At 54.9% G+C, this 13764-nt stretch carries 14 protein-coding genes and 8 tRNA genes; all 22 read left to right on the top strand.

What is annotated here, in order from left to right:
• The first annotated feature begins 13 nt into the window (after positions 1 to 13).
• Positions 14 to 105, top strand: a tRNA-Ser gene (locus BCV73_RS28580).
• 30 nt (positions 106 to 135) lie between these two features.
• A tRNA-Met gene (locus BCV73_RS28575) sits at positions 136 to 212 on the top strand.
• 9 nt (positions 213 to 221) lie between these two features.
• Positions 222 to 297, top strand: a tRNA-Val gene (locus BCV73_RS28570).
• Between the two features lie 6 nt (positions 298 to 303).
• A tRNA-Thr gene (locus BCV73_RS28565) sits at positions 304 to 379 on the top strand.
• A gap of 11 nt (positions 380 to 390) precedes the next feature.
• A tRNA-Asp gene (locus BCV73_RS28560) sits at positions 391 to 467 on the top strand.
• 115 nt (positions 468 to 582) lie between these two features.
• Positions 583 to 655: transfer RNA gene (locus BCV73_RS28555), tRNA-Phe, on the top strand.
• Between the two features lie 8 nt (positions 656 to 663).
• A tRNA-Tyr gene (locus BCV73_RS28550) sits at positions 664 to 749 on the top strand.
• Between the two features lie 7 nt (positions 750 to 756).
• Positions 757 to 829, top strand: a tRNA-Lys gene (locus BCV73_RS28545).
• A gap of 155 nt (positions 830 to 984) precedes the next feature.
• Positions 985 to 2127 (top strand): PucR family transcriptional regulator, encoded by a 1143-nt coding sequence (locus BCV73_RS28540; RefSeq protein WP_256993034.1) that lies wholly within the window; start codon positions 985 to 987, stop codon positions 2125 to 2127.
• Between the two features lie 105 nt (positions 2128 to 2232).
• Entirely contained in the window at positions 2233 to 3357 is a 1125-nt protein-coding gene (locus tag BCV73_RS28535; protein ID WP_076173198.1) for an ABC transporter ATP-binding protein, read from the top strand.
• 187 nt (positions 3358 to 3544) lie between these two features.
• Positions 3545 to 4486, top strand: coding sequence for an HPr(Ser) kinase/phosphatase (gene hprK / locus BCV73_RS28530; RefSeq protein WP_076173197.1), 942 nt, complete (start codon positions 3545 to 3547; stop codon positions 4484 to 4486).
• 12 nt (positions 4487 to 4498) lie between these two features.
• Positions 4499 to 5530: a prolipoprotein diacylglyceryl transferase gene (lgt, locus tag BCV73_RS28525; RefSeq protein ID WP_089549417.1), complete on the top strand. Its 1032-nt coding sequence runs from the start codon at positions 4499 to 4501 to the stop codon at positions 5528 to 5530.
• Positions 5531 to 5537: 7 nt separating this feature from the next.
• On the top strand, positions 5538 to 6179 hold the full coding sequence (gene ppaX / locus BCV73_RS28520; RefSeq protein WP_089549416.1) for a pyrophosphatase PpaX: 642 nt from the start codon (positions 5538 to 5540) through the stop codon (positions 6177 to 6179).
• A gap of 7 nt (positions 6180 to 6186) precedes the next feature.
• Positions 6187 to 6726, top strand: a complete 540-nt coding sequence (locus tag BCV73_RS28515) for an acyltransferase (RefSeq protein WP_089549415.1) — start codon at positions 6187 to 6189, stop codon at positions 6724 to 6726.
• Positions 6727 to 6931: 205 nt separating this feature from the next.
• A complete protein-coding gene (locus tag BCV73_RS28510; RefSeq protein ID WP_089549414.1) occupies positions 6932 to 8125 on the top strand; it encodes an ATP phosphoribosyltransferase regulatory subunit in 1194 nt (397 codons plus the stop codon).
• Between the two features lie 77 nt (positions 8126 to 8202).
• Complete coding sequence (hisG, locus tag BCV73_RS28505; protein ID WP_076173192.1) at positions 8203 to 8835, top strand: ATP phosphoribosyltransferase; 633 nt, start codon at positions 8203 to 8205, stop codon at positions 8833 to 8835.
• A gap of 57 nt (positions 8836 to 8892) precedes the next feature.
• Positions 8893 to 10188, top strand: coding sequence for a histidinol dehydrogenase (gene hisD / locus BCV73_RS28500; RefSeq protein WP_089549413.1), 1296 nt, complete (start codon positions 8893 to 8895; stop codon positions 10186 to 10188).
• A 3-nt stretch (positions 10189 to 10191) separates the two neighbouring features.
• Positions 10192 to 10794: an imidazoleglycerol-phosphate dehydratase HisB gene (gene hisB / locus BCV73_RS28495; RefSeq protein ID WP_089549412.1), complete on the top strand. Its 603-nt coding sequence runs from the start codon at positions 10192 to 10194 to the stop codon at positions 10792 to 10794.
• Positions 10795 to 10796: 2 nt separating this feature from the next.
• On the top strand, positions 10797 to 11417 hold the full coding sequence (gene hisH / locus BCV73_RS28490) for an imidazole glycerol phosphate synthase subunit HisH (protein WP_089549411.1): 621 nt from the start codon (positions 10797 to 10799) through the stop codon (positions 11415 to 11417).
• Between the two features lie 45 nt (positions 11418 to 11462).
• Positions 11463 to 12203 carry a 1-(5-phosphoribosyl)-5-[(5-phosphoribosylamino)methylideneamino]imidazole-4-carboxamide isomerase gene (hisA, locus tag BCV73_RS28485; RefSeq protein ID WP_089549410.1) on the top strand — a complete coding sequence of 247 codons (741 nt, stop codon included), beginning with the start codon at positions 11463 to 11465 and terminating at the stop codon, positions 12201 to 12203.
• A gap of 100 nt (positions 12204 to 12303) precedes the next feature.
• Positions 12304 to 13062, top strand: coding sequence for an imidazole glycerol phosphate synthase subunit HisF (hisF, locus tag BCV73_RS28480; RefSeq protein WP_089549409.1), 759 nt, complete (start codon positions 12304 to 12306; stop codon positions 13060 to 13062).
• Entirely contained in the window at positions 13059 to 13760 is a 702-nt protein-coding gene (hisIE, locus tag BCV73_RS28475; protein ID WP_089549408.1) for a bifunctional phosphoribosyl-AMP cyclohydrolase/phosphoribosyl-ATP diphosphatase HisIE, read from the top strand. Before hisF ends, hisIE begins: the two co-directional genes overlap by 4 nt.
• Positions 13761 to 13764: the final 4 nt, after the last annotated feature.

Here is a 13764-nt window from a genome sequence, read left to right as displayed (position 1 = left end):
GAGCCAGTTTCTTGGAGAGATACCCAAGTGGCTATAAGGGGACCCTCTGCTAAGGGGTTAGACTGCGTAAGCGGTGCGAGGGTTCGAATCCCTCTCTCTCCGCCATTTGAATCACATCTTAGCAAGTTTTAGTATGGCGGCGTAGCTCAGCTGGCTAGAGCGTACGGTTCATACCCGTGAGGTCGGGGGTTCGATCCCCTCCGCCGCTACCATACATACCTGGAGGCTTAGCTCAGCTGGGAGAGCATCTGCCTTACAAGCAGAGGGTCGGGGGTTCGATCCCCTCAGCCTCCACCATCATATGCCGGTGTAGCTCAATTGGTAGAGCAACTGACTTGTAATCAGTAGGTTGGGGGTTCAAGTCCTCTCGCCGGCACCATCTAATAATGCGGGACCGTGGTGTAGAGGCCTAACATGCCTGCCTGTCACGCAGGAGACCGCGGGTTCGAATCCCGTCGGTCCCGCCATTATTATTTATTTCATCTATATGCTTGATATAGATTGAAGATGATGTATTGCATAGTGAATTTCCACAGCGTAAAGTGGGAAGATTAAGATCACCCGCTTTATTTTTGCATGTATGGCTCGGTAGCTCAGTCGGTAGAGCAGAGGACTGAAAATCCTCGTGTCGGCGGTTCGATTCCGTCCCGAGCCACCTTATATGGAGGCTTAGCGAAGTGGCCAAACGCAGCAGACTGTAAATCTGTTCTCGTACGAGTTCGGTGGTTCGAATCCATCAGCCTCCACCAGTTGTAAGAGCCATTAGCTCAGTTGGTAGAGCACCTGACTTTTAATCAGGGTGTCGAAGGTTCGAGTCCTTCATGGCTCATCACAAAGACCATTAACCTTTCGGTTGATGGTTTTTTTGTCTTTTATGGCCTGACGATCTGGTGTGCATAAGAAGTGTGGTTTTCGATTTTATATAGGAATATGGTAAGATGATTAATAAAAATGGCAAAGTGGTGGATGACATCAATGGTGGAGATGGAAACATTACGAAGCAAGTTGGAGCAGGTCGTAGGCGGAACGTTACATATCAAGGAGCTGAGCAAACAGCAGTCGGAGGCGGTTTATTTACCCGTTTCGATATCCAGCAAGGCTTCTTCGAAGAAAGGGAAGCAGACCGAGCATAGAAGCCTCCAGGATGTGGTGATGGTGGAGGACAAAGTTTGGTTCCCGCTGTTTATCAAGAACGGGCGGGTACACGTAATTGAAACCAGTTCTGAGCTGGTCAATGATGAAGTATCCCGCTTGATCGGTGTACTGCTGTCTGCGGTAAGAGAGCAAACAGGTGATGCCGTGGAAGCCCAGGGCGATGAGGAACGGGATCTCCTGAGACTAAGTCAATGGATTCAAGAGCAGCTCGACCTGGGACACGATGATGCCGAATTGCCTGACGATTTGGAACTAAAACGTCTGCTTTCCGCAGAGATGACTCCCTTTTTGCTGACTTGTGAGAGTATCCATGCCTCCGATGTTAAGGGGAGCCAGCTGAAAAAGCTGCTGCGCAGCTACTTCGATGGAGAGGTAGTGCTTGCGGCTCTCCGCGACAACGAGTGGCTCATCTTGGCCAGAAAAGAATTGGTGGCCGGCAGCAATGACGAGAAAGAAGAGGATAACGGCGAATCGGAAACAGACATGCTCTCCGCGTTCTGTATGGGGCTCTATGAGCTGATTGCAAGCGAATGGGTTGGTGCTTTTCATCTATCCGCCGGGCCTTCGTTCATCCCCTTGAAGTCACTGCCGGGCACGGTAGGCATGCTTCGGGAAACTATTTTCTTGGGACGGACGTTTCATGTGTCGGAGCATGTCCACTTTCCATGGGAGCTGCTGCTGGAGCGTTTAATCTACAGCATCCCGATGGAGCAGCGCCGCCGCTTTCTCGAACAGGCAGGAGACCACGGCGTATTGTTCAGCGACAACGAGACGTTGTCGACACTGGAGACTTTCTTTCAGCTCGACTGCAATGTCAGCGAGACGGCGAAGCGACTATATATTCACCGGAACACTCTTTTATACCGGCTCGATAAGATCAAACAAGAGACTAATCTGGACGTTAGAAGCTTTGGGGATGCGGTTTTGGTGAAGCTGACGATGCTATTGTATAAAGTGACGAAAAGAAAATAGGTTTTTTGTGCAGATTGTGTATAGCCAGTCTGCGAGATGTTGGGTAATATATAACTATCATAATGTATTCGATTTCATAACTATACACTAAGGGGGCAAATTCACATGGCAGGTGTACGTTTAGAGCATATTTTCAAAAAGTATCCGGGTTCTGACAAAGCAACAGTTATGGATATCAACCTTGATATCAAGGATAAGGAGTTTCTGGTGTTGGTAGGTCCTTCCGGTTGCGGTAAATCTACGACGCTTCGTATGATCGCCGGTCTGGAAGAAATCTCTGACGGTAAACTTTACATTGGCGACCGTGTCGTGAACGATGTAGCTCCTAAAGACCGCGATATCGCGATGGTGTTCCAGTCTTACGCTTTGTATCCACACATGAACGTATACCAAAACATGGCCTTTGGTCTGAAGCTGCGTAAAGTGAAAAAGGATGAAATTGATAAACGTGTACGTGAAGCTGCGAAAATCCTCGATATCGAGCATTTGCTGGATCGTAAGCCAAAAGCTCTTTCCGGTGGTCAACGTCAGCGTGTTGCCTTGGGACGTGCGATCGTGCGTGATCCTCAAGTCTTCCTGATGGACGAACCGCTTTCCAACTTGGACGCTAAACTTCGTGGTCAGATGCGTGCGGAAATCACGAAACTGGTGAAACGCCTTGAAACCACTTGTATCTACGTAACACATGACCAGACGGAAGCCATGACGATGGGTGACCGTATCGTGGTTATGCAGGACGGCATTATTCAACAAGCCGCTTCTCCGGAAGAGCTGTACAACAATCCAAACAACCTTTTTGTTGCCGGCTTTATCGGATCGCCTACCATGAACTTTATTAACGGAACACTCAGCGAGTCCAACGGTTCTGTACGCTTCAAATCCCAAGGACTTGACGTAGAAGTTCCAGGCGGTAAAGCGCAAATCTTGAAGAGCAAAGGCTACATCGGCAAAGAAGTGATCATGGGCGTTCGTCCGGAAGATATTCATGAAGAGCCTGTATTCTTGGAAGCTTCTCCGAATACGATCTTCACGGCCCATGTAGACGTAACAGAAAACCTTGGTCACGAAATGCTCCTCTACCTGAGCGGATTGGGTAACGACACCGTTATCGCCCGTGTAGACGGACGTTCTACGACTCGTGAAGGCAACAGCGCTCGTTTGGCTGTCGACATGAACAAAATTCATATCTTCGACAAAGAGTCTGAGCTGAACGTATTGTTGGCTGACTAATTCCAGGCGGAATGCCTGAAGATGAAGAGCCGCCCTTTCGGGCGGCTCTTTTGTATTTGGAGCGAATAGGCGGCTGACATTGCATTCATAGGAAATATCATTTACGATGGGTACATTAGAAAATTCATGGTTTGACCGGCGGCAGTCGGCTGACAGAAGAGCCAGCTGATAGAAAGGGAGACGTGAAATGGCTAAGAAAGTAAGAGTATCTGAATTGGTCCAGCAATTTCAGCTGGAGGTCATTTCAGGGGAACACGGCCTAAGACGGGCCATCACGACAGACGATTTAAACAGACCGGGTCTGGAAATGGCAGGTTATTTTGAATATCATCCTGAGGAACGGGTGCAGCTGCTGGGACGAACGGAGCTGGCCTTTTTTGCCATGCTTACGGCAGAAGAACGGAAAGAACGGATGGAGCGCCTGTGCAGCAGCGAGGAAACACCTTGTATTGTTGTCACGAGAGGGCTGGAAGTGCCCGAGGAATTGATCCATTTTAGCCAGGAAAAGAACCTGCCCATCCTGCGGAGCAATATGGCGACGACCATCCTATCCAGCCGGATTACCGGCTTTCTGGAGAGAAAGCTGGCGCCGACCACTACCATTCATGGCGTATTGTGCGACGTCTATGGGGTAGGCATGCTGATTACCGGCAGCAGCGGCATCGGCAAGAGTGAAACCGCACTGGAATTGGTCAAACGGGGCCATCGGCTGATCGCTGATGATGCGGTGGAAATCCGGCAGACCTCGGACTTTCAGCTGCACGGATCGGCTCCTGAGCTGATTCGCCATCTGTTGGAGATCCGTGGCGTCGGGATCATCAACGTCATGACCTTGTTCGGAGCCGGAGCAATCCGGAACAACAAACGAATTACGCTTGTCGTCAAGCTTGAGGCCTGGCAGCAGGATAAACAGTACGACCGGCTCGGACTGGATGAAGAAACGACCAAAATCATCGATACCGACATTCCTCTCGTGACCATTCCGGTACGTCCGGGACGTAACCTTGCGGTCATCATCGAAGTGGCGGCCATGAATTACCGGCTGAAGCAAATGGGTCTGAATGCGGCCCTGCAGTTTACGAATAAGCTCACAGCCACCATTGCAGAAGATATGGACGATATGGACTAGGAGAGTGGATACATGGCTACATTGCTAATTAATCCGATCGCTTTCTCGATTGGATCCCTGTCAGTTCACTGGTACGGTCTGATCCTGGGCTTGGGGGCGCTGGTTGGCCTCCTCCTGGCCATCCGGGAAGGCAGAAGATTCGGCATTATGCCTGAATTTTTCATGGACTTGCTGCTGCTGGGAGTCCCGTCGGCTATTATTGGGGCGCGGATCTATTTCGTGGCCTTCATGTGGGACGATTACAAGAACAACCTGCTGGACATTTTTAAAATATGGAACGGCGGGATTGCCATTTACGGTGCGCTGATCGGAGCGATCATTTGCGCCATCATCTATTTCCGTTACAGAGGGTACAACTTCTGGCGCATTGCCGACATTTGTGCACCCAGCCTGCTTACGGGGCAAATGATCGGTCGCTGGGGCAACTATGTGAACCAGGAAGCGTACGGCGGTCCGGTGAATGAGTTTTTCCTGCGGAACAATCTGCATTTGCCTGCTTTTATCGTAGACCAAATGAACGTCGAGGGCGTATACCACCATCCGACCTTCCTGTACGAATCGTTATGGAGCCTGGTGGGCATCATCATTTTGTTTATTCTCCGTCGTCAAAAGTTTTTGCGCGCGGCTGAATTGTTCCTTTCTTATTTTATTTGGTACTCGATCGGGCGGTTCTTTATCGAAGGACTGCGGACGGACAGCCTTGCTTTTAAGGGTCCGGAATGGCTGGCATCGATGGTTAACGGTTTGTGGAAACCGATGGAGTGGATGGGATTCGAGCACGGTGCGCTTGACCCGAACTACGGAAATGTCCGCATTTCCCAGCTCCTGGCCATCCTGATTATCGTCGTCGCCATTGTATTGATCATTGTGCGCCGTACAACCGGTCAGGCGAAGGAGCACTATCTGGATCCGATCGTCTCGACGAAAGCGCCGAAAGATACGGTGCCGGAAGCAACCGCGCTGGATCATGATGCTAAAGTAGAACCCGTTGCTACCCCTGAGCACCGCGAGGAGAACGCCGTAGTGGAGGACAAAAAGGAGTAACGACAGCATGATAGATACCGTACTGTTTGATTTGGACGGAACGATTATTGATACGAATGAATTGATTATCAGCTCGTTTATGCATGTACTGGAGAAGCATGTGCCGACTCCCCTGACCCGGGAAGTGATCATTCCAAAAATGGGGATGACGCTGGAGCAGCAGCTCCAGTTTTTCTCGGGGAGCGAGGATGTGACCCATTTTCACCAGGCTTACAGAACGTATAACGACGCTCATCACGACGAGATGGTACAGCCTTTTCCGCATGTGCTGGAGGTAATCAAGGAACTGGACCGGCGCGGCATTACGATGGGGGTTGTGACCACCAAAAACAAGCCGGGGACGTTCCGGGTGCTGGAGATGTTTGGGCTGGACAAGTATATGAAGGCGATTGTAACGGTGATGGACGTCGAGCATCCCAAACCGCATCCGGAGCCTGTGCTGATGGCCATCAGCCAGCTTGGAGCGGATCCGGAAGCAACGTTGATGGTCGGGGACAGCCCGGTGGATATTCAATCCGCCAAGGCGGCAGGAGTCCGGTCTGCCGGGGTCGCTTGGTCGCTGAAAGGCGAGAAGGTGCTCCGCGAGTATAATCCGGATTACATACTGCATGATATGACCGATTTATATTCCTTGGTGGAACAGGAGTAAGGCGATTGTGAGCAGAAACGTGACCCGTTACCCGGTCGAAGGCCCGAACGCGCTGTGGCAAATCTATAGAACGGTCAGCCCTTGGAAAGGGGTTAAAAATTTCATATGTATACAAGCGGCCCGGTACTGCCCGATTCTTCCGCTAAAGAATTGGATCTACCGTCACCTGCTGGGGATGAAGGTGGGAGAGCATGCTGCCTTTGGCCTGATGGTCATGGTGGACGTGTTTTTTCCGGAGAACATTACGATCGGGGACAATTCGGTGATCGGGTACAACACGACGATTCTCGCCCACGAATATTTGATTAAGGAATACCGGCTGGGACAAGTCCTGATCGGCAGCAATGTGCTGATCGGAGCAAATACGACCATTTTGCCGGGAGTCACGATTGGGGACGGCGCTGTCATTGCCGCCGGGTCCGTCGTGCACAAGAGCGTGCCGGCGGGTGCCTTTGTCGGCGGAAACCCGCTGCGCGAGCTGAGACGTTCGGATTCGAAAACGGAGGAGGATGCGCATTCCTCGTCCGTGCCGGCATCGGAGGAATAAAGGCAGCGCCGCACATACGAAAACATTCAAAAGCTTGGATTTTGAATGTTTTTTTTGTATCAAGCCGAGGCAAGTGCACGGAAGTGAAACGTATGGCAATTGACGAATCTGCCTTTTCATGTTAATATAGCCATTATTCTTTACTTTGGTAGTATGGTAGCACTTTAACGTGATGAAGAAATATAACTGTTCGAGGTGATGGGACGTGACCAAGCCGAAAGGTTTTGAAAAGCCTTCAGGCGTCCGCGATTATGTGCCTTATGCGGTCTCCAAGCTGCGCCGGATCGAGCGCGACGTGCTTGACTGCATGAGCCGCTGGGGTTACCGGCAAATCATGACGCCGACGATGGAATATTACGATACGGTAGGCGTGGCAAGCTCCACGTCGGACCGCAAGCTGTTTAAATTGTTGAATAACCGGGGCACCACACTGGTGCTTCGTTCGGATATGACGGCTCCGATCGCCCGGGTGGTTTCGTCGCTGCTGAAGGAAGAGCCTCTGCCCATCCGGCTGTCTTACCACGCGAACGTGTTCCGGGCCATTGAGGAAGAAGCCGGACGGGAAGCGGAATTTTTTCAGACCGGGGTAGAGCTGGTCGGTGACGATTCACCCGAAGCGGATGCCGAGGTCGTGGCGCTGGCCATCGAGTCTTTGAAGGCGGCAGGAGTGTCCTCTTTTAAAATTGCCATGGGCCACGTCGGGTTTCTCAACGGGTTGTTTGATGAAATCCTCCCGGGATCAACCGAAGCTCAGCAATCACTGAAAGAGGGCCTGCTCAGCCGCGACTTCGTCGGTTTCCGTAAAACGATCAGCGAGCTGGGTGTAACGGATGAACAGCGGAATTGGCTCGAAGGGCTTCTCCGTCTGCGCGGAGGCCAGGAAATTTGCGATCAGGCGCTGGAGCTGAGCGGTCATCCGCTCGCAAGAGCATCCATCAGCCATTTGTGCAAAGTATGGGAGGTGCTGGAGGCGTATGGCGTGTCGGAGCACGTGCTTATCGATCTGACGATGATCGGAGACTTTTCCTACTATACAGGAATGACGTTTGAAGGCTACGCCTCCGAGCTTGGCTTCCCGGTCTGCAGCGGCGGACGGTACAACAATCTGCTGAAGCAGTTTGGACGGGACGTTCCGGCGACGGGATTCGCGCTGAAAACGAACCGCATTCTGGATGGCGTCAACGGCGTGCAGGAAGCGGCTGTGCTGCCAGTTCTCGTCCGTTATGACGCAGCTCATCGCAAGGAAGGCCTGGCAGAGGCAGCGAGGCTTCGTGCGCAGGGACAATCGGTTGTTACGCTGTTGATCGACGGAGACCATACCGGCCCGGATGCGGCGCAACCAGGGGCGACCAGCCAAGCTTATGGAGAGGTCATCACTTTTGACGGGAGTTTGGGGTAAAGGGAACCTGGGGCAGGTTTAGAGAAACATAAACAGCGAATTGAGATAGATGAACATGAGAAGCAGGAGGGAGAACGTTGGCAGAAACTTTAAAAGTGGCGATGCCGAAAGGGCGGATCTATAAAAAAGCGTCGGCATTGTTCCGTGAAGCCGGTCTTCCGATCCCGGAAGAGGTCGATGAGTCGCGCAAACTGGTCATTCCGCTGCCGGAGCTGGACATGGAATTCATTCTGGCCAAACCGGTGGATGTGCCGACCTTCGTGGAATACGGCGCCGCGGACATCGGTATCGTCGGCAAGGACGTACTGATGGAAGAAAACCGCGATGTCTACGAGCTGCTGGACTTAGGTATCGCCAGATGCCGGATGTCCGTGATCGGTCTGCCCGACTGGAAGCCGGGCATTCAGCAGCGCGTGGCAACGAAGTACCCGAACGTGGCGTCGCAGTATTTCCGCGAGCAGGGGCAGCAGGTCGAGGTGATCAAGCTGAACGGCTCCATCGAGCTTGCTCCATTGATCGGGCTTTCCGACCGGATCGTCGATATGGTGGAAACCGGGCAGACACTGCGGGAAAACGGTTTGGTGGAAATGAACAGCATCTTTGAAATAACGAGCCGTCTGGTAGCCAACCGGGTGAGCTACCGGATGAAGAACGGGCAAATCCAGTCGCTCTGCGACCGGCTTCAGAAAGTCATTTCCGCTTCGGAATAGTTCGGGATAAAGCCAAGCAGAGTGGATGGCGAAGAGATAGCAGAGGGGGAGAATGGGATGAAAATCGTACCGGTTGAGGATTTTGATCTGCGGCGGGAGGTCGAGTACGGCACGCCGGAGCAAAATGCAGCCGCCAAGCGGATCGTGCAGGACGTAAAGCAGGAGGGCGATGCAGCGCTGCTCCGGTACACGGAAGAGCTCGACCGCACGAAGCTGACGGCATCGGGCCTGCGCGTGACCGAAGAGGAGCTGAAGGCGGCCTACACAAAGGTTGAGCCATCGTTCGTCGAAGCGATTTCGGCTGCGGCGCGCAACATTCGCGCGTTCCACGAGAGAGAGAAAAGAAACTCCTGGATGGATCTGCAGCCTGACGGCAGCATCTTGGGGCAAATCATCCGTCCGCTGAAGCGGGTCGGCGTCTATGTGCCGGGCGGGAAAGCGGCCTATCCGTCGTCCGTGCTGATGAATGTCATTCCGGCCCAGGTGGCCGGCGTTCCGGAGATCGTCATGGTGACACCGCCGGCGACGGGCGGAAAAGAGGGCATCAACCCGTATATTCTGGTGGCGGCGGCGGAAGCCGGCGTCCATGAAATTTACCGGGTTGGCGGCGCCCAGGCCATCGCGGCACTGGCGTACGGCACGGAGACGATCGCGCCGGTGGATAAGATCTGCGGGCCGGGCAATATTTATGTCGCGCTGGCCAAGAGGGAAGTGTACGGTGCGGTCGACATCGACAGCATCGCCGGGCCGAGCGAAATCGTCGTGCTGGCCGACGAGCAGGCCGACCCCGAATTCGTGGCGGCCGACCTGTTGTCCCAGGCCGAGCATGACGAGATGGCGTCCGCGATTCTGGTGACGCCTTCGCGGCAGCTGGCGGGCGCGGTCGCTGCCGAGGTGAAGCGGCAGCTGGAGAGCCTGCCCCGCCGGGATATCGCGGCGGCTTCGGTGGAGGGCTACGGAGCCATCATCGTGGTGGAGTCGCTGAAGGAAGGCATATCGGTCGTCAACCGGCTGGCGCCGGAGCACCTGGAGCTGATGGTCCAGGATCCGATGGCGATTGTCGGGCTGATCGAGAATGCCGGGGCAATTTTTCTCGGAGCATACAGCTCCGAGCCGGTAGGGGACTATTTTGCCGGGCCCAACCACATCATTCCGACAAACGGCACGGCCCGGTTTTCTTCGCCGGTCGATGTCGATGATTTTATTAAAAAGTCCAGCATGATCTACTACAGCAAGGAAGCGCTCCTGAAAAACGGCGAAGCGATTATGGAGCTGGCGCGCGGCGAGGGGCTGGAAGCGCATGCCCGGGCCATTGAGGTCCGGCTGAAACGCGAAATCGAAGGGAGAGGCTAGAGCATGACTAATCAAAGCAGCGAACGCCGTGCAAGCATCAGCCGCAAAACGAACGAGACCGACATTCAGCTGACGTTTGGCGTAGATGGCACCGGGGTATCCGAACTGGAAACGGATGTGCCTTTTCTGAACCATATGCTGGACCTGTTTACGAAGCACGGCCAGTTTGATTTGAAAGTGAAGGCCAAAGGCGATATCGAAATTGACGACCACCATACGGTGGAGGACATCGGCATCTGCCTCGGCCAGACTTTAAGGGAAGCCCTCGGCGATAAAAAGGGCATCAAGCGCTACGCGAACGTGTTTATTCCAATGGATGAGGCGCTAGCTCAGGTCGTGATCGACGTGAGCAATCGTCCCCATTTTGAATACCGGGCGGAGTATCCTTCCAGCCAAGTCGGAAGCTTCTCCACCGAAATGGTGCATGAGTTTCTGTGGAAGCTGGCGCTGGAGGCACGCATCACGCTGCATGTCATCGTTCATTACGGCCAGAACACGCACCATATGATCGAAGCGGTGTTCAAGGCGCTGGGGCGTGCGCTGGATGAGGCGACCAGCATCGATCCACGGGTTACGGGGGTTCCATCAACGAAGGGAGTGCTGTAACCGTGACGATCGCCATTGTGGATTACGGCATGGGCAACCTGCACAGCGTCAGCAAGGCCGTCGAACGTCTTGGCACCGAGGCACTTGTGACGGGCGATCGCGAAGCCATTCTTGGGGCTGACGGCGTCATCCTGCCCGGCGTTGGCGCGTTTGGCGACGCGATGGAGCACCTGCGCGAAACCGGGCTTGACCGGGTAGTTCGGGAGGTCGCTGAGGGCGGCAAGCCGCTGCTCGGCATCTGCCTCGGCATGCAGCTGCTGTTTGGCAGCAGCGAGGAGCATGGCCATCACGAAGGGCTCAACATCTTGCCGGGTCGGGTGGTTCGCTTCCCGGACGGGGAGCTGAAGGTGCCGCACATGGGCTGGAACCGGCTGGACTTTGTGCAAAAGGAAAGTCCGCTCTTCAGCGGCCTTACGGAGGGCCATGTATACTTCGTCCACTCGTACCATGTGCTGCCGGACGAACCCGCCGATTTGCTGGCGGTAACGGATTACGGCCGTCCGGTGACCGCGATCGTGGGCCGGGGGTCGGTGTATGGCATGCAGTTTCATCCGGAGAAAAGCGGTGAGCTGGGCGTGCAGCTGCTGCGCAGCTTTTTGCGGCTGACGGGAGCGAAGGTCTAACGCCTTCTTGACCGGCGTGGAATAACAGGAAAGCGGGGAGAACCGATGTCTTCATTTATCATTTATCCGGCCATCGATATTCGCGGAGGCAAGTGCGTACGGCTGGTTCAAGGGGATTACAATCAGGAAACGGTATATAACGACAGCCCGCTCGAGGCCGCCAAGGCTTGGGAAGCACAGGGCGGTGCCTATATTCATTTGGTGGATCTGGACGGCGCCAAGGCAGGACGCCCGGTGAACGACGAGGTCATTGGAGCCATTGCCAAAGGCGTTCAAGTCCCCGTTCAAGTCGGGGGCGGACTGCGCACCCTGGATGACGTGAAGCGCCTGCTTGGCCTTGGCGTGAGCCGGGTCATTATCGGCACGGCGGCGATCGAGGACCGCGCCTTTACTGAGGCGGTACTCGGCACTTATGGAGACCGCGTGGCAATCGGAATCGATGCGCGGAACGGTTACGTAGCGACCCGCGGCTGGCTGGAGACATCGGAGGTTAAGGCAGAGGAACTGGCTAAAGAGCTGGCGGCCAAAGGAGCGGAAACGTTCATCTTCACCGATATCTCCCGCGACGGCATGATGCAGGGGCCGAACATCGAGGCCATCGTGTCACTGGCCAAAGCCAGCGGACGCACCGTGATCGCTTCGGGCGGCGTGACGGTCACCGAGGACCTGCTGAACCTCAGCGGACACCACGGCGACGGCGTGGGCGGAGCTATCGTCGGAAAGGCGTTGTACACGGGCAGCATTCAGCTTGCGGATGCGCTGCGGCGGATCGCTGAACAAGCATAAGCGTGAGGATAGAGAGAGCGGAAGCTCTCTTTTGCAGATATAAAGGGGTAAACGGTAGTCAGACTACCATGTGAGCACGAAAAGAGAGGGAGCGAGGCCCATGCTGGCAAAACGAATCATTCCCTGCCTGGACGTTAAGGACGGCCGTGTGGTGAAGGGTGTTAATTTTGAAAATTTGCGGGACGCGGGCGATCCGGTGGAACTCGCGGCGCTGTACGACAAGGAAGGCGCGGATGAGCTGGTATTCCTGGACATTTCGGCGTCGGTAGAAGGACGCGCCACCATGGTGGAGGTCGTGCGGCAAACCGCAGGGGAAATCGCGATTCCGTTCACGGTAGGCGGCGGTATTTCCCATGTCGATGACATGAAGCGGATTCTGCGCGCAGGCGCGGACAAAATCGGCATCAACACGGCGGCCGTCCTGAATCCCCAGCTCGTAGCGGAAGGGGCGCGCCGGTTCGGCTCGCAGTGCATCGTCGTGGCCGTCGATGCCAAGTATAACGATGCTTGGGGCGAGTGGGAGGTCTACACGCACGGCGGACGGAAAGCCACGGGCATCCGGGCGCTGAACTGGGTGAAGGAAGCGGAAGCCCTCGGAGCGGGAGAGATTTTGCTGACGAGCATGGACGCTGACGGCACGAAGGACGGCTTTGACCTTCCTCTCACCGCGGCGGTCGCGGACGCTGTCCGGATTCCGGTGATCGCTTCAGGCGGAGCGGGGACGAAGGAGCATTTTGCCGAAGTCTTCACGCAGGGGAAGGCGGATGCGGGCTTGGCAGCTACCATTTTTCACTACAAGGAAATATCGATACCGGAATTAAAGCAGGACTTAAAGCAAAAAGGGGTTGAAATCCGATGAGCAGCAACATACAGCAATTCTCCCTGGAGCAGGTGCAGGGGCAAATCCGTTATGACGAGGCCGGCCTCGTACCCGCTATTATTCAGGACGCCACGACGCGTAATGTGCTGATGATGGCTTATATGAACGAAGAATCGCTCAAGCGGTCGATCGAAACCGGGGAGACCTGGTTCTGGAGCCGCTCGCGGCAGGAGCTGTGGAACAAGGGAGCGACATCGGGCAACACTCAGCGCATTGTGTCCGCCAGCTATGACTGCGACGGGGATACGCTGCTGTTCCTGGTCCATCCGAAGGGTCCGGCATGCCATACCGGCGAGGAAACGTGCTTTTACCGCGGCATTGCCGTTCCGGGACAGGATCAATCCGCTGATGGCGTCGATGCGGCAGGCGAAGGAAGACACCGCTTTGCGGTGCTGGAGGAGCTCGAGCAGGTGATCGCGGAACGCGAGAAAGAGCGTCCGGAAGGCGCGTATACGACCTATCTTTTTGACAAAGGCGTCGATAAAATTCTGAAAAAGGTCGGCGAGGAAACCGCAGAGACGATCATCGCGGCCAAAAACAAGGACAATGACGAGCTGCGCCTTGAGGTCAGCGACCTGATCTATCACCTTCTGGTGCTGCTGCAGGAACGCAAGCTGCCCCTGGATGATATCATGGCCGAGCTGGACCGCCGCCACGAGCGTCCCCGCCGGGATTAGGGGG

It is taken from the genome of Paenibacillus sp. SSG-1 (assembly GCF_002224835.1).
Lineage (GTDB): Bacteria > Bacillota > Bacilli > Paenibacillales > Paenibacillaceae > Paenibacillus_AQ > Paenibacillus_AQ favisporus.
The sequence above is the reverse complement of the archived record's forward strand: the minus strand, read 5'-3'. Positions and strand labels throughout refer to the sequence as shown.